This window comes from Modestobacter muralis (genome assembly GCF_010682105.1).
GTDB lineage: Bacteria > Actinomycetota > Actinomycetes > Mycobacteriales > Geodermatophilaceae > Modestobacter > Modestobacter muralis.
On sequence record NZ_JAAGWH010000036.1, the window covers coordinates 69,799 to 96,166 of the forward strand.

27 protein-coding genes and 1 pseudogene are annotated in these 26,368 nt (G+C 71.2%); 23 read left to right on the top strand and 5 right to left on the bottom strand.

Annotation, left to right across the window (positions count from 1 at the left end):
• Positions 1-69 precede the first annotated feature (69 nt).
• The 13 genes from GCU67_RS13430 (at position 70) to GCU67_RS13490 (ending at position 12,579) form a co-directional block, all read left to right on the top strand.
• Positions 70-708 carry a hypothetical protein gene (locus GCU67_RS13430; protein ID WP_163611724.1) on the top strand — a complete coding sequence of 213 codons (639 nt, stop codon included), beginning with the start codon at positions 70-72 and terminating at the stop codon, positions 706-708.
• Positions 705-995, top strand: coding sequence for a hypothetical protein (locus GCU67_RS13435; RefSeq protein ID WP_163611725.1), 291 nt, complete (start codon positions 705-707; stop codon positions 993-995). Before GCU67_RS13430 ends, GCU67_RS13435 begins: the two co-directional genes overlap by 4 nt.
• 398 nt (positions 996-1,393) lie before the next feature.
• A complete protein-coding gene (locus GCU67_RS21975) occupies positions 1,394-1,834 on the top strand; it encodes a hypothetical protein (RefSeq protein WP_246215095.1) in 441 nt (146 codons plus the stop codon).
• Positions 1,827-3,284 carry a type IV secretion system protein gene (locus tag GCU67_RS13445; RefSeq protein ID WP_163611727.1) on the top strand — a complete coding sequence of 486 codons (1,458 nt, stop codon included), beginning with the start codon at positions 1,827-1,829 and terminating at the stop codon, positions 3,282-3,284. The genes GCU67_RS21975 and GCU67_RS13445 overlap by 8 nt, the downstream gene beginning before the upstream one ends.
• 2 nt (positions 3,285-3,286) lie before the next feature.
• Entirely contained in the window at positions 3,287-4,810 is a 1,524-nt protein-coding gene (locus tag GCU67_RS13450) for an SCO6880 family protein (RefSeq protein ID WP_338105002.1), read from the top strand.
• Positions 4,807-6,327 carry an ATP-binding protein gene (locus GCU67_RS13455; protein WP_338105000.1) on the top strand — a complete coding sequence of 507 codons (1,521 nt, stop codon included), beginning with the start codon at positions 4,807-4,809 and terminating at the stop codon, positions 6,325-6,327. Before GCU67_RS13450 ends, GCU67_RS13455 begins: the two co-directional genes overlap by 4 nt.
• 17 nt (positions 6,328-6,344) lie before the next feature.
• The gene (locus tag GCU67_RS13460) at positions 6,345-7,475 is read left to right on the top strand and encodes a M23 family metallopeptidase (protein ID WP_246215096.1); all 1,131 of its coding nucleotides are present in this window, start codon (positions 6,345-6,347) and stop codon (positions 7,473-7,475) included.
• A gap of 336 nt (positions 7,476-7,811) precedes the next feature.
• Complete coding sequence (locus GCU67_RS21980; RefSeq protein ID WP_246215097.1) at positions 7,812-8,033, top strand: hypothetical protein; 222 nt, start codon at positions 7,812-7,814, stop codon at positions 8,031-8,033.
• Positions 8,034-8,157: 124 nt separating this feature from the next.
• A complete protein-coding gene (locus GCU67_RS13470) occupies positions 8,158-8,469 on the top strand; it encodes a hypothetical protein (RefSeq protein WP_163611731.1) in 312 nt (103 codons plus the stop codon).
• A complete protein-coding gene (locus GCU67_RS13475; RefSeq protein WP_163611732.1) occupies positions 8,469-9,761 on the top strand; it encodes a hypothetical protein in 1,293 nt (430 codons plus the stop codon). Before GCU67_RS13470 ends, GCU67_RS13475 begins: the two co-directional genes overlap by 1 nt.
• Before the next feature lie 17 nt (positions 9,762-9,778).
• Positions 9,779-11,290, top strand: coding sequence for a type IV secretory system conjugative DNA transfer family protein (locus tag GCU67_RS13480; protein ID WP_163611733.1), 1,512 nt, complete (start codon positions 9,779-9,781; stop codon positions 11,288-11,290).
• Positions 11,287-11,769: a hypothetical protein gene (locus GCU67_RS13485; RefSeq protein WP_163611734.1), complete on the top strand. Its 483-nt coding sequence runs from the start codon at positions 11,287-11,289 to the stop codon at positions 11,767-11,769. The genes GCU67_RS13480 and GCU67_RS13485 overlap by 4 nt, the downstream gene beginning before the upstream one ends.
• A 117-nt stretch (positions 11,770-11,886) precedes the next feature.
• Positions 11,887-12,579, top strand: coding sequence for a hypothetical protein (locus tag GCU67_RS13490; RefSeq protein ID WP_211661342.1), 693 nt, complete (start codon positions 11,887-11,889; stop codon positions 12,577-12,579).
• Positions 12,580-12,843: 264 nt separating this feature from the next.
• On the opposite strand, the gene mobF is transcribed toward GCU67_RS13490, so the two are convergent.
• Both mobF and GCU67_RS13500 read right to left on the bottom strand, forming a co-directional pair.
• Positions 12,844-18,384, bottom strand: coding sequence for a MobF family relaxase (gene mobF, locus GCU67_RS13495; protein WP_211661366.1), 5,541 nt, complete (start codon positions 18,382-18,384; stop codon positions 12,844-12,846).
• Between the two features lie 652 nt (positions 18,385-19,036).
• Positions 19,037-19,501, bottom strand: a complete 465-nt coding sequence (locus tag GCU67_RS13500; RefSeq protein WP_211661343.1) for a 3'-5' exonuclease — start codon at positions 19,499-19,501, stop codon at positions 19,037-19,039.
• Between GCU67_RS13500 and GCU67_RS23040 the strand changes: the two genes are divergently transcribed.
• Positions 19,500-19,565, top strand: a complete 66-nt coding sequence (locus GCU67_RS23040; protein WP_420846354.1) for an FAD-dependent monooxygenase — start codon at positions 19,500-19,502, stop codon at positions 19,563-19,565. The genes GCU67_RS13500 and GCU67_RS23040 overlap by 2 nt on opposite strands.
• A 441-nt stretch (positions 19,566-20,006) precedes the next feature.
• On the opposite strand, the gene GCU67_RS13510 is transcribed toward GCU67_RS23040, so the two are convergent.
• The 3 genes from GCU67_RS13510 to GCU67_RS13520 form a co-directional block, all read right to left on the bottom strand.
• Positions 20,007-20,738, bottom strand: coding sequence for a FadR/GntR family transcriptional regulator (locus GCU67_RS13510; protein ID WP_211661344.1), 732 nt, complete (start codon positions 20,736-20,738; stop codon positions 20,007-20,009).
• Positions 20,739-21,153: 415 nt separating this feature from the next.
• Positions 21,154-21,375, bottom strand: coding sequence for a hypothetical protein (locus tag GCU67_RS13515; protein ID WP_163611737.1), 222 nt, complete (start codon positions 21,373-21,375; stop codon positions 21,154-21,156).
• A 39-nt stretch (positions 21,376-21,414) separates the two neighbouring features.
• Entirely contained in the window at positions 21,415-21,816 is a 402-nt protein-coding gene (locus tag GCU67_RS13520; protein ID WP_163611738.1) for a hypothetical protein, read from the bottom strand.
• 284 nt (positions 21,817-22,100) lie between these two features.
• On the opposite strand from GCU67_RS13520, the gene GCU67_RS13525 reads away from it, so the two are divergent.
• The 9 genes and pseudogenes from GCU67_RS13525 to GCU67_RS13550 form a co-directional block, all read left to right on the top strand.
• Complete coding sequence (locus GCU67_RS13525; RefSeq protein ID WP_163611739.1) at positions 22,101-22,247, top strand: hypothetical protein; 147 nt, start codon at positions 22,101-22,103, stop codon at positions 22,245-22,247.
• Positions 22,244-22,618: pseudogene (locus GCU67_RS22470) on the top strand (4-carboxy-4-hydroxy-2-oxoadipate aldolase/oxaloacetate decarboxylase); the annotation flags it as partial. The gene GCU67_RS13525 and the pseudogene GCU67_RS22470, both read left to right, overlap by 4 nt.
• Before the next feature lie 95 nt (positions 22,619-22,713).
• Complete coding sequence (locus tag GCU67_RS22475) at positions 22,714-22,932, top strand: hypothetical protein (protein WP_338105003.1); 219 nt, start codon at positions 22,714-22,716, stop codon at positions 22,930-22,932.
• Positions 22,933-22,996: 64 nt separating this feature from the next.
• Positions 22,997-23,194, top strand: a complete 198-nt coding sequence (locus GCU67_RS21380) for a hypothetical protein (protein WP_211661345.1) — start codon at positions 22,997-22,999, stop codon at positions 23,192-23,194.
• A gap of 87 nt (positions 23,195-23,281) precedes the next feature.
• Positions 23,282-23,944, top strand: a complete 663-nt coding sequence (locus tag GCU67_RS13535) for an amidohydrolase family protein (protein WP_246215111.1) — start codon at positions 23,282-23,284, stop codon at positions 23,942-23,944.
• Positions 23,945-23,951: 7 nt separating this feature from the next.
• The gene (locus tag GCU67_RS21385; protein ID WP_211661346.1) at positions 23,952-24,455 is read left to right on the top strand and encodes a hypothetical protein; all 504 of its coding nucleotides are present in this window, start codon (positions 23,952-23,954) and stop codon (positions 24,453-24,455) included.
• A complete protein-coding gene (locus GCU67_RS21390; RefSeq protein WP_211661347.1) occupies positions 24,406-24,945 on the top strand; it encodes a type 2 periplasmic-binding domain-containing protein in 540 nt (179 codons plus the stop codon). Before GCU67_RS21385 ends, GCU67_RS21390 begins: the two co-directional genes overlap by 50 nt.
• 614 nt (positions 24,946-25,559) lie before the next feature.
• Complete coding sequence (locus tag GCU67_RS13545) at positions 25,560-25,850, top strand: transposase (RefSeq protein ID WP_163611740.1); 291 nt, start codon at positions 25,560-25,562, stop codon at positions 25,848-25,850.
• A 47-nt stretch (positions 25,851-25,897) separates the two neighbouring features.
• Positions 25,898-26,368: IS3 family transposase (locus GCU67_RS13550; RefSeq protein ID WP_338105001.1), on the top strand; the 471-nt coding region annotated here is incomplete at its 3' end.

Here is a 26,368-nt window from a genome sequence, read left to right on the forward strand (position 1 = left end):
AGTGGCCTGCCCACCGGCTGGATCACCGTACTGGCGGGGCACGCTGGCGCTGGGGCATCCACTGTGGCGTTGGCGATCAGCGATGCTGCTGCAGCAACTGGTCGACCAGCGCACCTGATCGACAACGCGCACCCCGCCCGTTCCGGCCTCGGCGCCGCAGCGTCGACGGAGCTGGGAAGCGACGACACCGGGGCCTGGCGCCGGGGCCTCCGGTCCACCGTCACCATCGACCGCCGTACAACGGATGCGTTGCCGGGCGGCTGGCCGGTGCCGGCCGGCGATCACGCGGGGGTGACGGTCCTCGATCTCGGGCTGGACGCTGACGGTCGAGCCGCCCGGACCGTCGACCGCGCACACACCGTTGTCGTCTGCCGGCCGACCGTCCCCGGTGTTCGCCTGACGGAGGCGCTCCTCGATCAGCTGGGGGACCAGGTCGTCGTCGCTGCCGTCGGTGCCGGCCGATGGCCCGGCGAGGTCGCTGCCAGCTCGGGTCCTCGACTGCGTGCTCTGCGCCTCGCCGGACGGGTCGTCGCCGTTCCGATCGAGCGGCGACTCGAGGTCACCGGCCTCACCGGCCGTCCACTGCCCAGTTCCGTCCAGGCGGCCGGCCACGCGCTGCTCGTACTGCTGGGCTCCCGGCGCCCCGGGGTCGCGCCGACGTCAGTCACGACCACTGGTCGCGGATCTCTCCCAGGAGCATCCCGATGACCGCCCGGCTCGCAGACTCATTGATGGCGGCAGGCGTCTGCCCGGCGGCACCACCCGGCATGCAGGTCTACGCCGACCAGATCCAGTCGTGGGTCAAGTGGGGCGTCCTGGCCGTCCTGGCGATCTGCTTCTTCGCCAGCGTCGGGATGCTCATCTGGGGCCGGGTCACCCACCACCCCCGAGGGGCCCGGCTGGGGATGGACGGAATCTTGATCTGCCTGGTCGGCGCGATCCTCTACGTCGTCGGGTACGTCATCGTCCTGTCGATCGTCGGGACCGGCTGCTGATGCTGGGCGATCGGCGCGGCCGTCAGCCGCACGGCCTCCCATGGTCACGGCGGAAGATGCGGACCCTGCTGACCGGTGCGGGCGTCGCGGTCGCAGTCCTGGCAGCAGGTCTTGTGCTGGCTGTCCTGCACGCCGTCCGCCCGGCCTCCGGGCCCACGGGCTCTGATCGTGCGGGCGGTGCGGTCGGGTCCGGAGCCGCACCAGCCACCGAGGCGACCGACCGGACCTCACCCGAGGACTCCCTGGCCGCCAGGCCGATGCCGGAAGTCCCGGAGTCGGCTTCACACCCCGCGCCCGTCTCGAACCTCGATCCGGGCGCGCCCATCCTGCTTCCCCCGGCAACCAGGACCGGACCGGTCGGCGTACCGACGGGCTTCCCCCGCACGCCGGAAGGAGCGTTGGCGCAGCTCGTCGCGATCGACCAGATCGCTCTTGAGTCCGGCTCGCTGGCCGGCGCACGTGCCGTGATCAGAGCCTGGGCCATGCCCGGCGGCCCGACGACCACGAGCTGGTCCGGCGTGCGCGCAGTCGAACGGCTCCTCGATGGCGCAGGCCTGTCGGGCGGTGGCTCGACGCATTTCGCCGTCGTGCTGACGCCGCTGATGGGTCTGATCAAGGGCAGTGTCGGGCCGGACTTCGTCGTCCCCTGTGTCGACTTCGAAATCGACGTCACGCTGCAACGGACTGCCCGGGGGGCGGTGGCGGACTGCCAGCGAATGGTCTGGCAGACCGACCGGTGGTTGATCGGGCCGGGCGCTGAACCGTTCACGCCACCGTCAGTGTGGCCCGGCACGGATGTCGCTTTCAGCGTCGGCTACCGGGACCTGCGACATGAGTAACGACGTCCTGGCCATCGACCTCAATCCACTGAACTGGTTGGGGGACGCGGCCTCTGCCGCGGTTGCGGACGTCTGGACGGCGGCGATGGTCAGCATCTGGTCGGCGGGGCTCTGGCTGCTCAGCCTCGCCTTCGAGGTCGTCGATGCGTTCACGACGCCGGACGTTTCTGCGGACGGGCCGATGGGCGCAGTGCTGCCGACGACGCTCTGGATCGGTGCCTCGGTGGCAGCGACCATGATGTTCGTCCAGCTGACCGTGGCCCTGGTCCGTCGCGACGGACAGTCCCTCGGCCGGGTACTGCTCGGTATCGGCCAGTTCGGTCTCGTGTGGGTCGGCTACCTGGGGGTGGCCGCCGGCCTGGTCGCGGCCGCTGCAGGCCTGTCCCGCGGGATCCTGCAGGCCATGTTGCGGGTCGACAGCCTGTCGGCGTTCGATCCCGGTAGCTCGTGGCCGCGCGAGGTGGTGGACGCAACGGCGGCCACCGTGCTCGGCCTCTCGTCGTTGCTCCTGCTCATCCCCGCGTCGTTCTTCTACCTGGTGATCTCGCTGGTTCGGGCGGCCGCGCTGATCATCCTGGTCGCCACCGCGCCCATTGCGGCCGCCGGGTTGCTCAACGACAGCACGCAGGCGTGGTTCTGGAAGAGCCTGCGTTGGTTCTTCTCCTGCCTGCTCATCGCGCCGACCGCGGCCCTGGTGCTGGGCATCGGCGTGCAACTGTCCGCCGGCGTCGTCGCCGGCGAGGGTGACTCCACCGCACAGGCCGCAGGAGCAGCAGTGATCGGCGCGATCATGGTGGCGATCGGTGCCCTGTGTCCGCTCGTGCTCTTCCGGCTGCTGGCGTTCGTGGATCCGGGCACCGCGTCGGGGTCGGCGCTACGGCAGTCGTGGGGTGATGCCGGCGGGTTGTCCGGGGTCCTGTCCGGCGGCAAGCAGGCGTCGGGTAGCGGTGCCGCTGCGCAGAGCGGTGGCGATGGACGCTCGCAGGGGGAGGCCGCCGCCGAAGCGCAGTCCGCGAGCCGGCTCAGCTCGATGCTCGGGGCGGTCGGCTCGGCGGTGGGCGCCAGCACCGGCGCGGCGGCTTCGGTTGCCCACCGGGCCGTCGACGTCGCCTCGGACGTGCTCGGCTCGACCGGCGTCGGGCACCCCGGTCACAGCCTGATGTCGACCGGTCAGCGCCGCAGCCGACGCGCGAGCGGAAGCGGTCAGGCGGCCGCCGCTGGCGCCACGACCGGCTCTGGCTCTGGTGGAGGTGCTGGCACTCCCGACGCTTCGGCAGACGGCGGGGGAGGTGCCCTTCCCCATCCTTCGCGAGCAACATCCCCGTCGGGTGGGGGGCCGGGGATCTCTGCGGAGCCGCCGGGCCGGAGCGGAGGCCTGGCGACCTGGGCGAAGGCCGAGCCGGCCGTCGGCGCCGCGGCTCCCGAGGTGGCTGCGGTGGTGGCTCTGTGACCGTGTCAGCCGGACCGGTCCGCTATGGGTCGTGGTCGAAGGACAAGCCGGGTTGGTTTGGCGGGCTCAGCGCTCGGGCCTGGATCGGCGTGGCGCTGTCGGGTCTTCCCATGGTGCTCGCTGCGGGTGCGAATCGATGGCTGCTGGCACTGGCGTGGGCACCCGCCTGGGCGGTCCTGGTCGTGCTGCTGGCCGTTCCCGTGAGGGGGCGGTCGGCGTTCCGCTGGGCGCTCGATTTGCTGCTCCGCGGGATCGGTGGCGCGCTGGGCTGGACCGACTGGCAGTCCCGGGCCGCTGCCGGCACCACTGGTGACCTGGATGACGCTGACCTGCCGGGCGTCCTGTCCGGGATCCAGACCCATGACGGTCCGCCCTTCGGCCCGCTGCTGGCCCGCCCGGTCGTCGTCGCCGACCACCGGGAGCGGACCTGGGCCGTGGTAGCTCGGATCACCCACCCCGGGATCGGTATGTCTGAGTCCACCGCTCGCACGCGGATGGGCATCGGACTTGCTGAGCTGCTGGAGGGCGCGGCCACCACCGAGCTGGTGTCGGTCGTCGCCCTGCAGGTTCGGACACTGCCCGACGACGGTGCCGAACGCGCCGCGTGGCAACAGACCCATCTGCGCCCCGAGGCCCCGCGGCTCGCGCGGGCGGTCACTGCAGAGCTCGCCGCGGTGATGACCCATGCCGGGGTGCGACACGAGGCGTTCGTGACGCTGGTCGTACCGGAACGTCGGATCCACCGCCAGGCCAAGGAAGCCGGAGGCGGCGTCGACGGCCGTGCTCGCGTGCTCTACGGGGTGATGGGCGAGATCGAGGCCCGGCTGGTCGGACCGGTGGGCTGCACGAGCGTGACCTGGCTGGACTCTCCCGGGCTCGCGTCGGCCATCCGCACCGGGTTCGCCCCGGGTGACCGCGCCGGGTTGGCGACCGCCGAGCTGGCAGCACGCACCGACTCGGGCATCGCCGCGGTACTGCCGATGGCCGCTGCGGGGCCGACCGCAGCGCCTCCACCGGAACGGCGCCACTACGTGCACGACGCCTGGCACTCGGCGACCTGCACCGTCCTGCTGCCCGACAAGGGTGCGGTCATGGGTGCCCTCGCGCCGGTCCTCACCCCGACGGCGGCGGGGGAGCGTCGGTGCGCCACGGTCTTCTTCGAACCGATCAGCTCCACCAGGGCGGACCGGATGGTCGGCAACGAGTCGATGAGTTCCGAGCTGGCGACTGAACTCCGGCGCCGCGGCGGCTTCAGGGAGCGGGCGGCACACCGTCGCGACGCGGCGCGGGTCGAGGGTCAGGACGTGCGACTGGCCCAGGGCAATGCGCTCGTCCGCGTGTCCGTCGCGGTGTCGGTGACCGTGCCGAGCACGTGGTCCATCACCGACTACGGCCGCCGGCTGGAGGCGAGCGTCACCGGGAGCGGGTTCAAGCCGTTGCGGCTCGACCTCGCCCAGGACTCCGCGTTCGCTGCCGCATGCATCCCGCTCGGGATCGGGTTGCCCCGGCGCCGAGGTGCCCAGTGAGCAGCCGCCGCATCGGCCGTGAGCGGCAGAGCACTCGGGGCAGGGGAGTGGCGCAGCTCGTCTCGGACTTCGGCCACGAATTGCCACCGTTGCTCTCGCCGCCGGCTCGCCCAGCCGACGTCGACCCCTTCGACTCGCTGGTCGGCCGACGTGGCCGAACCGGCCAGGCCGCCGGCTGGGCGGCGGTGCCTGCCCCGCTGGCCGTCTACCGGATGACCTCGGAGCAGGTCGGCGGGGTCTGGCCACTGATCGCGGGCGACGGCCTGCCGCCGGGCGGTGCACTGCTCGGCATCGACTACCTCTCCGGCGGAGCCTTCTCCGCTGATCCGATCGGCTGGACGCTCAACAGCGTCGCCGGCGTCACCAACCCGAACATGATCTTCTTCGGTGCACCGGGCCGAGGGAAGTCCGGCACGGTCAAGATGTTCGCCCTTCGGCAGATGGCCTACGGCTACCGCACGCTGGTGCTCGGCGACGTCAAGGACGAGTACGAGCCGCTCTGCCGGGCTCTGCAGGTCCAGCCGCACGCGGTCGGTCACGGCCTCCCTGCGCGGATCAACCCGCTGGACTTCGGGCCACTGGGCAACGACTGGACCCAGCTGCCCCGGGCGGAGGCACGGCGCCGCGCGGCGATGGTGTTCTCCCGCTGGCTGCTGCTCATCCGAGGGCTCGTCGGCTCCCAGCACGTGCCGTTCGGCCCGACCGCAGAGACCGCTGTCGGGCACGTCCTCCGCGACCTGACCGGCTACACCGACGGAGCCGACCGGATGCGGGAGGTGACCATCCCTCAGCTCTGGCAGGCGCTTCGCGCGCCCAGCGACGAACTCGTCGACGCGTGCCGCTACGCCGGCCGACAACACTTCCTGGACGAGACCCGGCCGGTACGCGATGCACTCGGAGCCCTGGTCACCGGACACCTGGCGGGCCTCTTCGACGCACCGACCACCATCTCGGTCGACTGGCGTGCACCGATCCAGTCGCTGTCCCTGTCCCGGCTGGACTCTCTGGGTGACGAGGCCGTCGGCGTGGCGCTCACCTGCCTGAACTCCTGGGGCCGGGCGATGACCCAGCTGGCCGAGCCCGGCGACCTGCGGATCGTCATCCGGGACGAGTGCTGGAAGCAGATGCGGCTTGGCACCGACGCGGTCAAGTCCCTGGACGCAGACCTGCGGCTGTCGCGGAACGACGGGTGCATCCAGGTCGTCATCGCGCACAAGCCCTCGGACATGTTGACCGTCGGCGACGCGGGCAGCCAGGCGGTGGCCATCGCCAAGGACCTGCTGCACCTCTGCGCCACGAAGGTGCTGCTCGGCCAGGACGATCAGATCGGTGACGAGCTCTCCGAGCTGCTCGGTCTCAGCCCCATGGCCGAACAGATCGTCACCGACTGGGCTGCCGCGGCCAGGGGCCGAGCGCTCTGGCTGGTCGGCAGCCACGTGGCGAAGGTGCAGACCGTCCGGACCTCGTTGGACGTCACCCTGACCGACACCAACGACGCCCTGGGGACACCGGCATGACCGGGACGGCGAAACGCATGGTGAGGGCCTGGCTGTGGAAGGCCGCCCTCCCGCTCGCACTGCCGGTGCTGGCCGCGCTCACGTTGCTCATCCCGCTGGCCGTCCTCGCCGCCGCGGCCACACCGACGGCATTGGCGTCGTCAGCCTGCTCGACAGCCGGTACCGGAGCCACCGTCGCCGGCATCGAGCTGGACGCCGTCCAGATGGCTCACGCACAGACCATCGTCACCGCCGGTACGGCCCGAGGCCTGGACTCCTACGCGGCCACCGTGGCGCTGGCGACCGCCTGGCAGGAGTCGCGGCTGCGGATGCTGGCCAACGACGGCAGCAGCCCTGAGCTGACGCCGGAGCAGGCTGCGGTGACCGCCGCCAGCCTGACTCATCCGCACGACGGGCTCGGCTCGGACCACGACAGCGTCAACACCTTCCAGCAGCGGTGGATCGCCGGCTGGGGGACCGTCGCCCAGCTGATGGACCCCGTCTACGCCGCTGACGCCTTCTACACCCGGCTCGTCGCTGTGCCGAACTGGGAGTCCATCCCGCTGACCCGGGCCGCGCAGGCCGTGCAGGTCTCGGCCTACGGGGATGCCTACGCCCGATGGGAGCCGCTCGCCCGGCAACTCACTGCGATGCTGTGGCCGGCAGCGCAGAGGGCGGCTGCAGGTCCGGCGGGTGCGGTGGCCGGCGTCTGCCCCGCCCTGCCGGTGCCGGCCGGCGCATGGACCCGACCCACCACGGGCCAGCTGACCTCCGGGTTCGGGTTTCGCTGGGGCAGCCAGCACGCCGGCGTCGACTTCGCCGGCCCCCGTGGCACCCCCGTGTACGCCGCCGCAGCCGGCACCGTGGTCAGCGCTGCCTGCACCAGCACCTACTGCGACCGCGACGGCAGCCTTGACCTCAAGGGCTACGGCAACCTCGTCGAGCTCGACCACGGCGATGGGGTGGCGACCCGCTATGCCCATCTCTCGGGCTACACCGTCACTCCCGGGCAGCAGGTCCCCGCGGGTGCGCTGCTCGGGTACCAGGGCGCCACCGGCAACAGCACCGGCGTCCACCTGCACTTCGAGGTCCGTGTCCACGGCGCACCCGTTGACCCCGTGCCCTGGCTGGCCGACCGCGGCGTCGACCTGCCGTCCACCGCCGGCTGACCGGCAGAGAAGGGAACGAGACATGGACGTGGACATCCATCGCCGACGGAGGGCCGGGACGTGACGACGCCCGCCCGACGTCGCGATCCGCAGCCGATCAGCAGAGGATGGGAGCTCGCCGTCGCAACGGCCGGCGGCGCCCTGGTCGCTGTATCGCTGGCGGCCATGGTCGGGCTCGGCCTTGCCTCGGCACTGTGGGGCGGTGGCTGGGTCTGGCCGGACGGCAGCGAGACCGTGACCCGCGTCCTGGGTGGGCTCCTGAGCGGTGATCCCGGACGCGGCCTGCCACCGGACCAACTCCGCCGGATCGCTGGTCCGACTGCGACCTACGCATGCGTGGCGGTCGCAGAGCTCGTCCTCTGCGCCGGCGCCGTGGTCAGCGGGGTCTTCCTCAGCCGGTACCGGCGCCCGGGTGATGCCCGAAGCGGCATGGCCAGCCGCGGCGAGGCCGAGCAGGCCCTCGGGATCTCCCAGCTCCGCGCCGGCCGGGCGGTCATCCGTCCCGACCGCTACCCGCCCAAGGCCCCGCGCCGATTGCGGGCGCGAGGTCGCCGGTGACCACTGTCCCCAGCCTCGACGGCGCCCACAGATCCCGGCGACCACCCGTCCGAGCCACCAGCGTCGGAGCACCGTCGGGTGCCCAGCTCACGCCCGCCGTCCCGCCACTCGAAGGAGCCCTCTGATGGCACCCGCCCCCGAAGACCACCGCACCAGCGACCCGGCGACCGCTCGCGCCGAAGCATCAGGGCTGTTCGCCGCAGCGGCCCGCAACGAGCTGGCCGGGACGGCGACGCAGCTGCACTGCCTGGCAGCCGCTTCCGCACTGCGCGTGCCCAGCGGCCCAGTGCCCGCGATTGCCGACGTCCGTGATCCCGACCAGCTCATCACCCAGGCGCTGCGCACCCTCGGCGAGCTGGAGCCCGAGGACTTCGCGCATCCCGACGTCCTCGCCGCGGCCCGGCACGGCCGGCGGGCGCTGCGGGAGCCGCGCTGATGGCCACCTCGCTCGGACAGCTCCTCGACGCCCTGGCCGAGACCGCGCAGTCCACCGAGCGCACCGCCGGGGCCCGCGCCGATGCGGGTACCGCGCTGGGCCAGCTGGGCCGGGCACTGACCCAGCTGCGCCGCGACGGCGTGTCTCCGGCGCCCGGCGACCACCGCGAGCAGCAGGTCGCTGCGCTGGCCGTCGCCTGTAGCGAACTGGCCGCCCGCGCGCCGGCAACCGAGTCGACCTTGGCGCAGCTCGCGGCTGCCGCGGCCGACTCCCTCGCCGTCCTCCACGGCCACACCACGGTCGCCACCCGGTGGGCTGCGGCGACTGCGGTGGCCGAGACCGTCACGCCGCTGGCCGAGATGATGGCCGGGGCGCTGCCCGCCGGCCCGGCGGGTCAGTGGCTCACCGAGGTCGAGCGGCAGGCGGTGCTGGTCCAGCAGACGGCGGCGCTGCAGCCACCTTCGCGGGCGGACGCCGCCATCCTCGACCGACCTTTGTCCGGCCCTCCGGTCCTGACGAGTTCGGGCCCCGAGGTGCTCGTGCCCGACGCGGTGGCCGTGCTGCTCCGCGTCACAGGCAACGGGGCAGAGCCACCTTCGGTGGCTGAGGTCCTCGCGTACACGCTCGCCGCTGAGACGCTCAGCGATGCCGCGCAGCGGCTTCACCCGCAGACCGAGGCGGTGGCCGGGCCGCCGGCGGCTCGTGCCTGGCGAGCCGTGCGCACTGCACTTCGCCCGTACGACGACGGCAGCCGGCGCCCGCATCCCGGCGCGCCACCGGCTGTCGCAGCGGCGCTTCGGGTTCACGCCGCACTCAACCGCACCGGCTCGGAGTCGTCGTCCCGGTCGGACCCGCTGCGTGCGGTGGTCGCTGCGGCAGCCCAGCACCTACCGACGCTGGCGACCCAGCTGATGTACCGCACGGTCCGGTCGTGGGCGGACACCGGTGCCCTGGTCGCCTACGCCCGCGACGTGCCGCCGAGGGAGGAGCGGGTGGCCGCCTACCTGAGGGGCTACCGGCCCGGGGGCCTTGTTCGCGTCGACGCCGTCGACCTGCAGCCGGTGGCTGGGGCGCTGCACGGCGCCCGGCTGCTGTCGCTGGCGGTGGCCACCCGAGCAGCATCGGCCGGCGTGCCCAGCACGGCTGACTTCCCGCGCCGGGCGCTGGCCGCCAACCAGGCGCTCCTGGATCGGCCGCAGACGACCGCCGAGCTGGAGGCGGCGACCCGTGAGGCCGGCCGGCACCAGCAGTTGGCGCACGGACGAGCGCCCGGCCCGGGCCGAGCTCGTTGACCATGAGGGAGATCCGCATGTCCCGGTTCGAGCCCACGGACGTCGGTTGGCGGCTCGGCCGCTCCTCGCTGCCCCGCGGCGTCGAGCTGTGGTGCCGGTACGACCGCACGACCGGCGTCTACGGCGAGCAGGGTTCCGGCAAGACGCTGGACCTGCTGGCCCCGGCGCTGCTGGCCCACCGCGGCGCCGGGCTGGCGACGCTGACCAAGGTCGACGACCTGCTGCTGACCGCTGGACGGCGCCAACGCCCCGATCAGCCCGGCGGGCCGTCTCGTCCGATTGCGGTGCTCGACCCGTTCAGCGCCGCGCCGGGGATCCCGGAACTGGTGTGGGATCCGATCGCCGGCTGCGTCGATCCGCAGATCGCCGAACGTCGCGCGAAGGCGTTCTCCGCCGGCACGGTCACCGGCTCGGTCACCGGAGGTCGCCAGGACAACGCCGCGCGGTTCTACGCCGCCGAGACGGCGAAGGTGCTGCAGGGGTTCCTGCACGCCGCGGCCCTCACTGGTCGCACCCTGGACCACGTCCTTGAATGGGTCGCCAACCCGGTCGCCGCCGAGCAACCGGCCGAGATCCTGCAGCGGCACCCGCACGCCGCTCGCTTCTGGGACGGGTTGCTCGCCGGGGCGCTGCACGGCAGCCCGGACACTGTCGGCAACACCGTCACCACCGTGCAGCAGGCGATGGCGCTCTTCTTCCAGCCGGCCATCCGCGCTCGCTGCGTCCCGTCACCCGGCCGGCCGGCCACCGACCTGGTCGACCTGGTCACCCGGCAGGGCACGGTGTACCTCCTCGGCCGCGATGACCCCTACGCCTCGGCGGCGCCGCTGATGACGGCTGTCGCCGAGCACGTCCTGGACACCGCTCTGCAGGTCGCCAACGCCTCGCCGCACGGGCGGATGACGCCCTGCTTCCTGGCCTGCCTCGACGAGCTGCCCTCGACCACCCCGCTGCCCACCCTGCGGGTGCGGATGGCCAACGAACGTGCCCTCGGCCTGTCGTTCATCTACGCGGCGCAGACGTGGAAGCAGATGGTCGTCTCCTACGGGGAGGACGAGGCCCGCTCCCTGCTCGGGCTCACCAACGCCCTGGTCGTCTTCGGCGGGGGCAAGGACGTGCACTTCTACCGGGAGCTGTCCGACCTGCTGGACGACGTGCGGATCAGCCGGCAGACGGTCACCGACGGCCCCGGTGGCGTCGGCACGTCGCGGGCGGGGGAGGACGTGCGAGTCCTGCGGCCCGGGGACATCCGTCGCGTGCCGGAGCGGCACGCGCTCGTCATCGCCGGCACTGCGTCACCCATTCTGGCCAAGCTGCGGCGATGCCTCGACGGCTCGGACGGGCAGCAGCTCAAGGCCGAGCTCGAGGCCGCCCGCGCGCGGGTGTCCCGTGCCCGGGCTGAGGTGGTGGACGTTCAGGAGCGCACTGCCGCAGCGCTGACCTACGCTCGCGATCACCGGCTGACGGCCCGGCCGGACGACGTTGCTGGTGGGCAGCCCACCCCGCTGCGCGGGGAGTGGGCGCAGTGATCGTCCTGCCGTTCCCGCCTCCGCCGGTTGCCGTACTGGTCGCACTGGAGCTGCTGCAGGACGTGCGCCGGCGGGAGTCCGGGCAATGGGCACCGACCGGCGTCGTTGCCGACATGGAGCGTCCGTGGGAACCGGCCAGCTGCGGCGGCGAGCTCGCTGCGTTCGTGTGGAGCTGGTGCGATGACGTGGCCGTCTGGATCAACCACGAGTACGCCTGGCGGCCCGCGCAGATGATCCCGGCCTGCTGGCGACAGCATCCGCACATCGCTCGCGAGCTGGCGGTGCTGGCGGTGCTGCGCTGGCAGGTGGAGAGCGCGGCCGCTCCCGAGCCGGTCGAGGAATGGAACCGGTACGCCTTCCCGATGTTCTGCGACCGGATGGTCGAGCGCCTCGGGGAGAGCACCTGCCGCACCGGTCGGCACCAGAGCTGGCCGGCGGAGAGCCGCTATGCCGCCTTCGTCGACGGTGCTGGTCGCTGACGAGGCGGGGGACCGCCGCGGGAACGCGCGAAGGACAACACGAAGCCCCGGCGACATGGCCAGAGGCCAGCGGTCCACCGGGGCTTTCACGAAGAGCCTACGTCAGGATGAAGCGTGATGACAGCCCCGACCTCGCCAGGGGCGTCACCGGCTGGCGGCTGGGTGGAGCGCTGGCTGAGCGTTCCACGCTTCTCGGTCTACCTGGCTGCGGCTGACGGTGACCGGGGGCGGGCCCTGGCGCTGTACGAGTGGAACGCCCAAATCAGCGCGGCGCTGCTGCACGACCTGGCCCACGTCGAGGTCGGGCTGCGCAACGCCTACGACCGAGCACTGTCCGAGCGGTGGCCTGGCCCGCCGCACTGGACCCTGGCCGGGGAGACCGTGTTCGCACCGGTCTATCGCACCCGGGGCCGCCGGCGGGTCGACGTCAACGAGCGACCGCGGGACGACCTGCGCCAGGCGATCGGAAACGCCGGTGGCCCGCAGGCCCGGCCAGGGAAGGTCGTCGCCGAGCTGATGTTCGGCTTCTGGCGCTACCTCAGCTCGGCTGCACACGAGAAGACGCTGTGGGTGCCCGCGTTGCACCATGCCTTTCCGCGGGGCACCGACCGCGCCGCTCACGTCGACGGACCGGTCGGCCGCCTGCACGATCTCCGCAATCGCGTGGCGCATCACGAACCCGTGCTGACTCTGGACGTCGCGGGTCGGTTCGCCGACCTGTTCGGCTTGGCCAGCCGGCTCGACCCGCAGCTCGGCGAGCACCTGCAGACCACCAGCACGGTGTCCGCCCTGGTGGCAGCCAGGCCGTGATCCGCGCGGCGGAGTCAGCCCTCAGCAACGGCACCTCGCTGCTGCAGGCTGTCTCCATGGGCTGCGACTGCGACAGGCGCTGTCAGGGCCTCCCGCCGGCACGGGGGACCGGCGGAGGCTGTGGTGAGCGTAGGTCTGCGCACCATTGCCTGCGGCGTGCGGGACGCGAGCCGGCCTGCCGCAACTGACCGGTGTGGCTGGGCGGGGACAACACGCCGGCGGGGTGCGCTCAAGGGACTGTGACGCGACCTGATCGTCCCAGCGTCACCTTCGCTGTCGCACCCCTTGCCTAGCCGGGGGGCGCACACCGACGGCTGAGCGTTGCGCTGCTTCGAGGGCGATTGTGAGCGCTCCCGCGGGCTGCCCCCTTCCAGCGGTCCATCCGGCATCCGACGAGGCTGGCTGCTCTGAGCCGGCTGTGGAGCCGACGTCCCCCGATCCTTGTCGTCCGGGGGCGACGCGGATACCGCGCGCTGCGTCGAAGACCTCGGACAGCGCGATGCCCGGTGCTACCCCGGTGTGCACCACGACGTCGGTCAGGTGTCGCGGCCAGCTGTCAGTGGGCAGCGCGGCGATGACCTCGGTTGCTCGGCGGGTGGCGAGGACCTGGCCTTCGACCGTGTCCAGCCGGTCGGCATAGGCGTCGATACGTGCGTCGATGAGCTCACTGGCCAGGCTGGCTGAGTCCGCGAGGGCTCGACGAAGAACGGCGGCGCCGGCCGTCTCCAGCAGCTCGGCCGGGTCCTTGCCGTTCGGGACGGCGAGATGGCGTGGGTCGGCACCTCGCTCGGTGAGCTGCCAGAAGATGCGGTCGGCGGCGAGCTGTCCGGCGGGATCCGCGTCGGTGGCGACGATGACCTGTGGACGGCCATCGCCGATCAAAGGGCGCAGCCGGTCGGCTTGCGCGTCGGTGAAGGCGACACCCAGCGGAGCGATGCCGACGAACTCCCCCTCGCCGGCGAGGGTGACGGCCAGCGTGTCCAGAGGGCCCTCGACCAGCACCGGCGTCGCACCGTCCGCCAGGGCCGACGCGCCTTCGGTGAGGCCGTACAGCTCATTGCCCTTGATGAACAGGTCGGTCTCGGCGGTGTTGAGGTACTTGGGCACGGGCTTGGCGCCTTCGCCGTCGTGGGCGGGGTTGCGGCGGCCGATCCAGCCGGGGATCTCGTCGCCGTCCCGAATGGCGAAGACGATCCGGTCGCGGAAGCGGTCGATGACGTGACCGGTGGAGGCGTGACTCCCCAGGCCGGCGGCCACGATCTCGTCGTCGCTGGCACCCAGGTCGCGGAGGTGGTCCGTCAGGCTGGTCCAGCCGGTGGGTGCGTAACCGACGGTGAACCGTTCGTCGTCGATGAGGTCGCTGCCGAGCCGGTCGGTCAGGTAGGCCGGTGCCCACGAACCCTGGTACGCGGCCGTGAAGAAGGTCGCTGCCTGCTGATTGAGCTCGAGGAGCCGTTTCCGGGCGACCCCTGACGAGCCGACCTCATCGACGGACTCGGTGGCAGCGGGCTCTCCCGGGTCGTTGTCGAGCGGTTCGGGTGCGTGCTCGGTGTCATCGGGTTCGGCGAGGCCGACCATCCAGTCCGCACCGGATGCATCGTGCGAGGCGGGCGGTTGATCGAGGACGGTTGGCACGGGCGTACCGGCACCTGCAGCGGGGATCGGCTCAATGAGCAGGCCGATCCGCCAGAGCAGGGCGGTCGTCAGCTCATGGGGGAGTGGCGAGTCGTCGTCCGGTTGCCCTGCGCGCAGGAGGTCGTACGCGGTGGACAGCAACTGCGCTGGCTCCCAGCCGCCATCACTGCCCCGGCCGACGGCCGCAACCAGCGCAGGCCACTGGGGATCGGTGACCACGCGATCAGCGGCCACGTTGCCGACGACCGCGGAGAGGCCGGACGTCCAGCCCGGGCGCAACGTCCTCGCCGATGCTGAGTCGGCGGCCAGCACGGCGGGGGACAGGTGGCTGGTCAGCCGCCACCAGAGCGCAGCCGCTGGCTGCTCGTCCGGGAGGGCACGGCTGGTCGTCGTCCGCACGAGCGCGGCGACGTCGATGCCGGCGCGTTCGGCGGTGCTGAGTCGCTCGGCCAGGACGGGCCAGTAGGGGTCGGCGGCGATCCGGGGGTCGATGGGGTCGACCAGCGACGTCCACCGTGTGGCGACCGTGCCGGGCTCGCCCAGTACATGGGCGACGCGGGCGTCAAGCCTGCGCTGGCTTCGCGCATCAGCGGCTGCGGGGAGGGCCGGGCCCGTGGGACGGCGGTCGGCGTCCTCAATGCCGTGAGCCGAGCGCCACACGGCGAGGTCGGCGACGAGGGCAACGTCCCGGTCGAGGAGCGGGCGTGCCCACAACGGTGCGCTGGCCGGCGTCCAGCTGCGGGCGAGTGCAGCCACTGCGGAAGCGAGATCAGTGACTCTGTCGGCGCGGTCGTCGAGGTAGGGCCCCCACGCGAGGTCGCCGCTCAGCGGTTCGGGGACGGTCGGCAGCCAGGGGAGCGGTCCCGCACCGGTCGAGTGGCGCCCGGTGGGATCGATGCGCCAGTCCAGGACGGCCGCGACATCACGTGCGTCGTCCAGCCCGCGTGGTGCGGCCAGCACTTCCCGCAGCACCTGGGCGGGATCGCGGCCGGCGACGGCGCAGAGGGCCAGGTGCGCACGGAGCACGGGGTAGGCGTCCTGGGCAGTCAGTCCAGCCACTGCAGCGTCGGCGGCAGTGTCGATGGCGGCGAGCCCCGCGGAGCCGAGACGTTCCTCGGCCGCGACGGTGAGTGCATGGCGGTAGCGGCCGGCACTGTCGTGGAGCTGAGTTGCCGGATCGACCAGCTCCTGGACCGTGCTCGTGGCTGAGGTCGGGGCGTCGTCCCGAGCGAGGACTCGGCTGAGGAGGTCAACGGCGGTCGGCGGCAGCAGCGCGTCCCGGGTGACCAGGCCGTGCGGGTGGCCGTCGCCGGCAACCGGGAGGAAGACGTGGTTGGCGTGGCGGCCTCGGGTGAGGGCCACGTAGAGCAGCTGGCGGGATTCCGCGCCGGTGGCGATGGCGTAGCAGCTGTCAGCGGTGACGCCCTGGGCACCGTGCACGGTGGTGGCGTAGCCCAGGGTGACGTGTTCGCGCACGTAGTCGGCCGGGAGGGTGACGTGCCGCCCGGTGCGGCGATGGACCACCCCGAGGGCACCGGAGGCATGGACCTCGGTGACGGTCCACCGGTCGCCGTTCTTCACCCAGTCCGTGGCACCGATCGGGAGGGTCCGCTCATTGCGGCGGGTGATCACCGCATCGCCGGCCGAGGCGCGCCCTGCGTCGGCCAGTCCGACCTCGGGACCGGCGGGGGCGGGCAACCGGGCCAGCCGCTCGTCGCGGGCCCGGTTGTTCAGCTCGGCGACGAGGTCTCTGGTGGGCGCCAGCATGATGGCGTCCCGGCCGGCGGCCCGGTCTGCCGCCCAGGCGGTGTAGGCACCGTCGGTGACGGTGGGGAGATCACCGACGTGCACCCGACCGTGGTCGATGTAGTAGGCCAACGCTGCCGGGTCCCCATCGCGCAGGGCCAGCGAGGCCGCGCCCTCGGCATGATTGGGCGCGCCGGTGTCCGGGTCGGTGAAGCGGACCACCTGGGTCAGGCTCACCGCGCCGTGGCTGGCGGCGAGGTCGCGCAGGAGTCCACCGGCGCCGATGGCGGCCAGCTGCCGGTCGTCGCCAACCAGCCGTACCGATCCACCGGCGTCGACGACGAACTCGACCATCCGGGCCAGGTCGGGGGTGCTGGCCATGCCGGCCTCGTCGACGACGACGAGCGTGTCCGGGCCGATGGACGTCACCCAGCTCGGGACGTCGGGGCCATTGGTCACCGCATGGACCAGCTTGGCGAGGGTGTCAGTATCGGCGCCGAGCTGCTCGCGCAGGACCGCGCTGGCCGCGGCTGAGGGGGCCAGGCCCACGACGGTGCCTCCGCCCGCGCGCCAGGCCGCGGCAAGCGCACGCAGCGCGGTGGTCTTGCCGGTGCCCGCTGGTGCCAGGGCCAGCTGCACTCGTGCCCCGGATGTCGCCAGCTCGTGGACCAGCTGCGCCTGACCCGGGTTGAGCTCCACCCCGTTGGCAACCGACTCGAGCAGCGCCAGGTCAACCGACGAAGCTGGGGTGACACGTCCGTCGCGCCGGCGGGCGCCCGCGAGCACGGCTCGTTCGGCGGTGAGGACCTCGCTCGAGGTGTAGCGCGCCGATCCGGCGACGGTGAACACGGATGTGCCGTCGGAGCGACGAAGCGCGGCCGGTTCTGCGACCGGCTCCTGTGCGCCCAGCTGGATGGACAGCCGGGGTGACAGGGCCGCAGCGACGATCGCGTCCACGGCACGGTCGACGTCAGGCAGCGTGATCCCAGCGGCGCGGGTCCGCCGTTCAGCCTCGGCGCGGACGTGGCTCTCTCGCCAGGTGGCACGGGCGCTCGCCACCACCGACAGCAGCATTGCGGCGGTCTCGTTGACCCACGCGTCGGTCGCTGGTTGTGCCTTGCGAGGGGACTCCCCGCGGAAGACGCCGGCCAGGTAGCTCTTCAACCGATCATCCCCACCGAGCACGGCCAAGGCTTCGGTCCGCCAGCTGGCTCGCTGCTGGGCATACGAGCGTGGCTCGTGCTTGGACTGGCGTGTCTCCAAGTTGGCTTGCTGGGCCAGTGCCACGGACTCCTTCATCGTCGGCGGCCGGCCGTGGTCCAACTGGAACTGCGCGGAGAGCACTGCCCGTCGCGTGTCGATGACGGTGCGCCTTGACGACCAGAACCGGGGGAGTGGCCCGTCGACTCCGACGATCTCCCGCACGGGGCGCTTGCCGGTGTCGGTGTCGGTGCCGGGCCGGTCGGCGAAGCGCACGCCGAGCCGATCGACCAGCAGCGCCTCCAGCCGGGTGTTGTAGCGCTCGGAGGCGGCGACGACGTTCTTGTGTAGCGGTCGGCCGTCCAGCGCCAGCCACCGACCGTCGAGGGTCTGCACCTTGTTGCTGATCGCCACGTGCGTATGGAGGTCGGGGTCGCCGGCGCGCGAGTCGCGGTGGGTGAACGACGCCGCGATCAGTCCGCGGACGTCCACCTGGGCCACCCCTTGATGGCCGGTGCGCGTGTAGGCCACGTGGTCTTCCAGCCAGGCGAGGGTGTCGGCGACGGCGTCGGCATGCGCCTGCTCGATGACCGTCGCGATCTCACGGTGAGCGATCGCCCAGAGCGTCGAGACGCTCTTCACCGGACTGAAGGTGAGGTCGTAGCCGGCGACCGCCGTGGTGGCCTGCCGGGAAATCCGAGCCAGGTGGCCGGACAGCTCCCGGGCATCGAGCGGAGGACGGTCGTAGCTCTCGACGAACATCGTCCTGGCCAGGGCGGTGCGGATGCGGGCGCGCTCCTCAGCCGGCACCGGGGTGACGGCCGCCAGCCCCCGGGCGGAGTTGTACTCGCGGAACTCGATGGCGCTCCGACGGCGGAACTCGTTCGCCTGCTCGAAGACCAGGTATGGCTTGCCGAGACGGCTGGCCTGATCGACCCCCTCCGGAGCCATGCCCGCCAGCTGAGCGGCCCGCTGGATCTGGTCGGCGTTGGGGTGACGTCCCTGGCCGAACAGCGCCAGCATCTGCGCTTCGGTGACCGTGCTGCCGACCGGAAAGTCCGGCACACCGGCAAGGCCGCGGCCCATCCAGATGCCCGGCGCCTCGCCCTTGTCGCTGTAGTACTGCCCGAGGCTCCCGAACTGCTGCTCGGTCGCGTCGTGCGCAGCCACCTGGCGGGTCAGATACGTGTATCCGTCCCCGGCCGTGAGCTTGTGGAGGGTCATCACGAACTGACGCTATGGACGCCTGTCCCGCGTCAAGATCGTCCCCGGTGCAAGAGGTGTGTCCATCATGATCTTGGCCGTTGGGTAGGTCAGGGAGACAGCCGAGGTATTTTGCGCTCAGCGTGCTCGGTGGCGCCAATGAGGTCTTCGACGGCCGGGCATCGTGTCGGAGGCGCCGCGGTCGACAGCGACCGCAGTGCCGTCGCGGGGCGCGGCCGCCGTTCGGCGGGGACCCGAGCCACTTGTTCGTGCTCGGCGCCCTTACGCCGGGCAGGCGAAGGCACGGAGGCGCAGCTCGAGCTGCCGTGGCCTGTTAGTGCCATTTGCACCAGCTTCAATGGCACCCCGCCCCGCGCCTCCCACGAGGGTCGTGGCAGCCGTCCGCCCATACGTTTGACGCGTGCGCGCGGTCGGGTCCGGGCAGCCAGGGCGCAACCCCAGCGTCGGCCGCGGCGTCGAGAGGGCGAAAGTCGTCAATAGGGGTACGTCGAACACAGCCCTTGTCCGTCCTCGAAAATGACGGATGAACATCTACAGGTGTGCAACTCGCACACGCTTGCGTTGGTCGCCTCACGTTCCGACATAGCTCGCCGACGGCCCCCGTTCGTACCGTCGGACGGCCGACGGCTTCGCCGAAACCGCGAATTGCCTACTAGCTAGTAGACAAATGCTTCAAAACATCCAGCATGAATGGCGACGTTCCCGAGCCGTACGACTTGCGAAATCGACGACCATACTTGTTCGTTTCGAACCAGTGTGTTCCGTGAATCAGAACAACAGCCGCGCGTGCTCGCGTAAGGCCGACATAGAACGACCGGCGCTCTTCGGCAAATTCCAGCGCAGTAAGGTCTTCCTTGAACCATGGCCTCGCGGGTAAGATTCCGTCCACAAGTCCTGGCATCAGGACGACGTCCCATTCGCGCCCTTTTGCCTTGTGGTAAGTGGTGAGCGTCATCTTCCCTCCGTGCGCACCGCTGCCGGCGAAGTCTTCCAGTCGTAGGTCATGGGTGACGGCGGCCAGGCGCAGTTGGTCGATAACCCCACGGTCGGCGTACTCCACCGCCCGGTCCGCGATCCCTTCGAGTCGCAACTCCTGGTCCAGGGGTTCAGCCGTCATCGCAGGCGACGCCGCCCACACGCATCCGCCCTACGGCGGCTTCGGTCTCAACAACGGCCTTTAAGATGCGGTCAAATCTCAGCTGGAAGCGGGCCGCCGTGCTCAAGGGCTGGGGTGGGGACCAGTTGCTGGAGTCCTACGGCTGGAACGGCAGGCGATCTTCTGGACATCGGGGAAAACATCATCGGTGGCTGGATCCGGGACGATCGGGCCTTCCTGAAGGGGTACAGCCCGGCCGTGGACCGTGCGGCGTTCGAGCGCGCCTTCGAGGAGGCATCAAAGGGGTTCGGCAAGCGCCCCCGCCACTTTGAACCTTGCTACGAGGGATCACCGGGTGAACGAGCGCTCGGCCGACCGGCTCCCCTTTAGCAACCCGATCCGGGCGATGTCGGACGGCGACGTCGTATCGCCTCAGAGCCCGCTGCGGCGGAATGGGCTCGGCGCGTCACCGACCTGCTGATCTCGACGGGCGGAACTCGCGCGTCCTAGGCCGGGCGCCGCCGCGTCACTCTGACAGGACGCTGTCCTCGGTCGTCGCCACCCGGTCCGCCGTCCGGCGCAGGTGTGTGCGCATCAACTCGGTAGCCGCCTCGACGTCGCGCTCGGTGATGGCGTCCACCAGCAGCCGGTGCTCCTCGACGCCGTGGCGGCCGTGCGTCGGCGCGGTCTTGCGGGCGCGCTCCAACGAGCGAACCAGCGGCTCGTGGAGCGACTCGACGAGCATCGAGACCGCGCGGTTGTGGGCCGCTGCGGCGTACCGGGTGTGCCATGCCGCGGAAAGCTCGAGGGGGTAGTCGCCCTCCAGGGCGGCGCGACTCTGGTCGCAGATCTGGTAGAGGGCGGAGATGTCTGCTTCGGTGGCGCGTTCGCACACCAGGGGGACGATTCCCAGCTCGAACACCATCCGCGCCTCGGTGACCTCCACGGCGGAGATCGTTGCCAGTGAGATGAGGTCGACGATGCCCTCGCCCACGAGTCGGCTGCTTGGGGCGGTCACGAAGGCGCCGCCGCGCGCGCCGACCCGGATCTCGACTAGTCCGTTGGCCTCCAGCACTCGGAGCGCCTCGCGGACGGTCACCCGGCTCACGCCGAACCGCTCGCACAGCTCGCGCTCTGAGGGCAGTCGGTTGCCGGCGACGAGTTGGCCCTGGCGGATGAGCATCCGGACTTGGTCGACGATCACCTCGGAGATGCGGCCGATGCTGACCCGGCTGAGCAGGTCGCCGGTGCCCGGCACCACCACTCCCTTGGTGAAGGCGGTAGGCGTTCCAGGCATCACCACGTCCCCATCTTAGGCTTCGGGTACCGGGGGGAGGATCAACAGTCTTGCGCCCCACCGGCCGTGCCCCCGCGCCGTCCCGTCGGCGGCCTCCGTCGCCGCGGTAGCGGCAGCCCCTGGTTCAGTGGTGCAGCAGCCGGAAAGGCGCGGTGGGCATGGCACTTGCACCAGGCCGCTAACGCACGCCAGCTTGCCGCGGCACCTGGCCTGCTCGGCCGCTGCGGGGGCAGGGCCGATGTTCACCTACCGGTCGGCAGCTCGCGCAAGGTTCTCGTGCTCCGCCGGGGACCTTGAGCTATGCCGTACTTGACGCTGGCCACTCCGCTTAGACTCTGGTTTGACGGACTGACCAAAGCGACCCGGTTGATGCGCGCTACGGCGCCCGTCCCGGTCGCGTCGGCGGGCGAAAGGACGACGGTGGGTCGGCCCCGGTGATCTGCATGACCCGCTGGTACATCCGGTCGTTCGCGGTCAGGGCCTCGATCGCCCCCGACCGGAGCCGTTCGACATAGACCCCCTTGGCGCGGGCGAATGCGTCGAAGACCGCCGGGCCGAGCTGGGGGTGCTCGTGGAGCAGGTCGTCGCGAACCACCACGAGGTGGTTGATCGGGTAGAGGCCATGCGCCTGCAGCGCTCACAGACCGGCCTCGGCCGAGTCCGGGATCAGCGGGACGACGTCGGGTGCGTCGATGTCGGCGCCGATCACGGCCGCCAGGTCGCCGCGGCGCAGCAGTTCCTCCAGGGACGAGCCCGGCTCTATCGGCACGACGTTGTCCGGGGGTCGGGAGGCCTCGACGTGCTCGTCGCCGGAAAGCACCCAGGTGATCCGGCTGAGGTCGACGTTGTACTGGTAGGTCGTCAGTGCCATCTCGCAGACGTCGAACTCCAGGGTCCGGACCATCCGACGGAAGCCCTGGACGAGAACGGGCACCTCCACGAAATCAAAGCGGAAGCCGTCGGGCCTCACATCCCCGGTCTTCAAGGCCTCGTTGTCGCCCTGAGTGCGGGTGGCTGTCCTCAGCTTGAGCTCGCTCACGCGGTCGCCTCGCCTCGGTCGTAGCGGGTTCGGCCGGACGATTGTTGGCCCGGCCGGTGGTCATCCGGAGCGGAGCATGGTCGGACCAACAGACCTGAGGTTAGTCGTCCTGCAGGATCGCTCGGGCCCAGACGCCGGTGGTCACCGTGTAGGCCCGGTTCACCGCCACCCTCCGGCCGGCCAGGTCCGATGGCGTCCGTACGTCGGACCCTTCAGCCACCTGGATCGCCCCGTGGTGGAACCCCGCGCACCAGGAAGGCTGGCACGGCGGTGAACGGCACACCATGGGCCTTGGCGACCAGCTGGATCGACTGGCCACGCACACCTTCGGGCTCTCCGAGGTCGACCACGCCATCCGCACCCTGGCCGGCGAGACCGGCGAGGACGCGCTGCACATCTCGCTGCTGCCGTGGGGTGAGGAGACGGCATGAGCGGCGTCGTCGTCCGCAACCCCCGGCGCGCCGATCGGGACGTCGTCGACGGCCTGGCTCGCTGCGGGGTGTCCACGGTGCACGAGGCGCAGGGCCGGACCCACCTCCTCGACCCGGCGCTGCGGCCGGTTTATGCCGGTGCCCGCGTCGCCGGGACGGCGGTCACGGTCAGCGTGCCCCCGGGGGACAACTGGATGATTAACGTTGCCGTCGAACAGTGCGCCGAAGGTGACCTCCTCATGGTGACCCCGACGTCGCCGTCCGAGGCCGGCTACTTCGGCGACCTGCTCGCCACCTCACTGCAGGCCCGCGGGGTGCGCGGGCTGGGCATCGACGCCGGCGTCCGGGACGTCGCGGACCTCACTCGGATGGGCTTTCCGGTCTGGTCGCGCCACGTGTCCGCGTTCGGCACGGTCAGGAGACCCTCGGCAGCGTCAACGCCGGCCTGGTGTGCGCGGGGCAATGGGTGCAGCCCGGGGACGTGGTCGTCGCCGACGACGACGGTGTGGTCGTCGTTCCGCGCCCCTCCGCCGCCCAGGTGCTCGCCGCAGCGCGCGCCCGCGAGAAGGAGGCGGCGGCGCGGGAGCGGTACGCCCGCGGCGAGCTGGGCCTGGACGTCAACTCGATGCGCGAGCGGTTGGCGCGGACCGGGTTGCGCTACGTGGACGCGGAAGATGAGCGTTGATCATCGACTGCCATGGGCACTACACGACCGAGCCCCCGGCACTCGCAGAGTTTCGGAAGGCGCGGTGGCCACCCTGGACGACCCGTCACTGCCGGCGCCGCAGCCGCCGGTCATCAGCGACGACGAGCTGCGGGCGAGCGTGGAGAGCAACCAGCTTCGCGTCCTGCGCGTGCGCAGCGGCGACCTGATGCTTTTTTCGCGCGGGCCTCGGGGAGGGGCCACCACGTCCCGGATCCGGCGATTGCCCGGGCGTGAGCGGTGACGGCAACGACCTCATCGCCCGGGTCGTCGGGCTGTACCCCGAGCACTTCGCCGGCGTGTTCCAGCTGCCGCAGACTCCGGCGGGTCGCTGGAGGACGCCGTCGTCGACCTGCGGCGCTGCGTGGAGACGCTGGGCTTTGTCGGGTGCAACCTCAACCCTGACCCGTCCGGTGGCTTCTGGACGTCCCCGCCGCTGACCGACGAGCACTGGTTCCCGCTGTACGAGGCGATGGTGGAGCTCGAGGTGCCGGCGATGGTGCACGTCTCGGGGTCCTGCAACCCCAACTTCCACGCTCTTGGGGCGCACTACCTCAACGCCGACACCTCGGCGTTCATCCAGTTCGTCGAAGGGTCGCTGTTCACGCGCTCCCCCTCGTTGCGCTTCGTGATCCCGCACGGTGGCGGTGCGGTGCCCTACCACTGGGGCCGGTACCGCGGGCTGGCCGAGCGCATGGGTCGGCCGCAGCCCTCGACCCTGATCGACAACATCTTCTTCGACACCTGCGTCTACCACCAACCGGGCATCGACCTGCTGACCCGCGTGGTGCCGACGGAAAACATCCTCTTCCCCTCGGAGATGCTGGGCGCGGTTCGCGGCGGCGACCCGGCGACCGGAATCGACTGGGACGACACCAAGGCCTACCTCGACCGCGTCGATCTCACCGACGAGCAGCGGTATCAGGTGTTCGAGCGCAACGCCCGGCGGGTCTACCCGCGGTTGGACGCGCAGCTGACCGCTGCGGGAAAGTAGGAGAGACGTGTCCCGACTGCAGCTGACGTTCGCCTGTGGCGACTACGACCGGCGCGCACTCGAGGAGGGCACCGTCCGTCCCGACGGCATCGACCTCACCTATCTGAGGCTGCCCGTCGAGGAGACGTTCTTCCGAATGGCGCGGCATCGCGAGTTCGAGGTGGCCGAGATGTCGCTGTCGTCGTACGTCAGGTCCCTCGACCTTGACGACCCACCGTTCGTAGGCCTGCCGGTGTACACCTCGCGCCAGTTCCGGCACGCCGGCATCTTCGTCAACGTCGACGCGGGCATCGAGGAGTCCGTGGACATGCGGGGCAAGGTGGTCGGGACGCCGGAATGGCAGCTCACCGCCAACGTCTGGATCCGCGGCCTCCTCGCCGACGAGTACGGGGGTGCCGGTCGACTCGGTCGACTACCGCACCGGTGGGCAGGAGTCGCCGGGCCGAATCGAGAAGCGCACCGTGGACCTCGGCGACCGCATCCGCATCCGCATCCAGCCGATCCCGGGTGACAAGACCCTGTCCGCGATGCTGGCCACCGGGGAGATCGACGTGTTGCATGCCCCGCGGTTGCCGTCGTCCTTCGTCCCCGGCGGGAAGGTGCGTCGGCTGTTCCGCGACCCGGTCGCCGCTGAGAAGGAGTACTTCGCTCGCACCGGGATCTTCCCGATCATGCACGTGGTCGTCGTCCGCCGGGACGTGTACGAGCAGTACCCGTGGGTGGCGCAGACGCTGACCAAGGCCCTGTACCTGGCCAAGCGGCAGGCCATGGCCGAGCTATACCACGCCGCGGCGCTGCGGTTCATGCTCCCGTGGCTCGTCCCGGGTGTGGAAGAGGCGCGGGAGCTGCTCGGTGAGGACTACTGGTCCTACGGGCTGCAGGGGAATGAGCAGACCCTCGCCAGGTTCCTCCGCTACCACCACGAGCAGGGCCTGTCCCGCCGGCAGTGCGAGCCGACGGGACTGTTCGCCCCAGAGTCGACGGAGGCCTTCGTCATCTAACCCAGCTCGGCCGCCGCCCGGGTGGAGCTGTTCGGGCGGAGAACGTCGTTGATCACATCTCGCAAGTGATGGGCACCACCGTCAGGCCGCGCTCCTGCGGCACGATCCGGGACGGGGATTCGAAGGCCTCACTCGCCGGTCCCACACCACGCTGGAGGTCCCCAACCGTGTCGATGACCATTCAAGAATGCGACGTCGACCTGTTCGACGATGCCGTGTCCCCTCAGCCCGGTGTTCCGGATGCGGGATGGGGTCACGCCTCGCGTCCCGGTAATGCGCCGGGACGCGTCACGGACCGGGCGGTGTCGAGCCGTTCCCCTCATCCAGAGAGGAGGGAGAGGGATACGGCCCGGTGAGGCCCCGGCAACCACCATCCGCACACCCGCGCACGGAAGGTGCCCATTCCTGAGTGCTTCGGCCCGCTGGAGAGTGGCGTCCACCAAGGTGGTGTGCGACGGCCCCGGTGAGTAGCGGGCCCTGAAACGTCGAGGCGGCCACCGCGTGAGGAGCTTGACCCGGTTTCCCGGACACCTGATCTGAGGCGAGAATGGAGCTTGACCCGGTTTCCCGGACACCTGATCTGAGGCGAGAATCGCCTGGGAGAGGAGCCCTGGATGCCTGCAGCCAAGCCGTTGGAGTTCCGTCGCCGTGCCGTGGAGCTGGCCCGCCAGCGAGAGAAGCCGGTCGCTGAGATCGCTCACGATCTGGGGATCGCCGAGTCGTGTCTGCGGCGGTGGATGAAGCTCGATGACGTCGACGCCGGCCGGGTCGAGGGCACGACCAGCGATGAGCGGGTGGAGCTGGTGCGTCTGCGCCGGGAGCTGCGGGTCGCGAAGATGGAGATCGAGATCCTCCGGCGGGCCTCTGCCTACTTCGCTCGCGAGGTGCTGCCGGACCCAAAATAGGGTTCCGGCTGGTTCGTGAGCTCGCCGCCGACGGGTTCCCCGTCGCGGTGACCTGCCGGGTTCTGCGGGTCTCCCGCTCAGGGTTTTATGAGTTCGCTGGTCGACCGCCGTCGCCGCGGGCAGTCGCCGACGCGGCCCTGACCAGCACGATCACTAAGGTCCACGCCGGCTCTCGGGCGACCTACGGAGCGCCTCGGGTGCACGCCGAACTCCGGCTCGGACTCGGGTTGGCGTGCGGGCGCAAGCGGGTGGCCCGGCTGATGCGCACCGCCGGACTGGTCGGGGTCTCCCACCGGCGCAAGCACCACCGCACCGGGCCACTGCCGGCTGTCCATGACGACCTGGTGCAGCGCCGGTTCACCGCCGAGGCACCCGACCGGCTGTGGGCCACCGACATCACCGAGCACCCCACGGCTGAGGGGAAGGTCTACTGCGCCGCGGTGCTGGACGTGTTCACCCGGACCATCGTCGGCTGGTCGATCGCTGACCACATGCGCTCTGAGCTGGTCGTCGATGCC

Excerpts from the sequence above, each read along its gene's own strand:
- GCU67_RS13435 (WP_163611725.1), top strand. The coding sequence starts at position 705 with ATGACCGCCCGGCTCGCAGACTCATTGATGGCGGCAGGCGTCTGCCCG.
- GCU67_RS13445 (WP_163611727.1), top strand. The coding sequence starts at position 1,827 with ATGAGTAACGACGTCCTGGCCATCGACCTCAATCCACTGAACTGGTTG.
- GCU67_RS13460 (WP_246215096.1), top strand. The coding sequence starts at position 6,345 with ATGGTGAGGGCCTGGCTGTGGAAGGCCGCCCTCCCGCTCGCACTGCCG.
- GCU67_RS13470 (WP_163611731.1), top strand. The coding sequence starts at position 8,158 with ATGGCACCCGCCCCCGAAGACCACCGCACCAGCGACCCGGCGACCGCT.
- GCU67_RS13475 (WP_163611732.1), top strand. The coding sequence starts at position 8,469 with ATGGCCACCTCGCTCGGACAGCTCCTCGACGCCCTGGCCGAGACCGCG.
- GCU67_RS13480 (WP_163611733.1), top strand. The coding sequence starts at position 9,779 with ATGTCCCGGTTCGAGCCCACGGACGTCGGTTGGCGGCTCGGCCGCTCC.
- GCU67_RS13490 (WP_211661342.1), top strand. The coding sequence starts at position 11,887 with ATGACAGCCCCGACCTCGCCAGGGGCGTCACCGGCTGGCGGCTGGGTG.
- mobF (WP_211661366.1), bottom strand. The coding sequence starts at position 18,384 with ATGACCCTCCACAAGCTCACGGCCGGGGACGGATACACGTATCTGACC.
- GCU67_RS13500 (WP_211661343.1), bottom strand. The coding sequence starts at position 19,501 with ATGACGGCTGAACCCCTGGACCAGGAGTTGCGACTCGAAGGGATCGCG.
- GCU67_RS13525 (WP_163611739.1), top strand. The coding sequence starts at position 22,101 with ATGGGCCTTGGCGACCAGCTGGATCGACTGGCCACGCACACCTTCGGG.
- GCU67_RS13545 (WP_163611740.1), top strand. The coding sequence starts at position 25,560 with ATGCCTGCAGCCAAGCCGTTGGAGTTCCGTCGCCGTGCCGTGGAGCTG.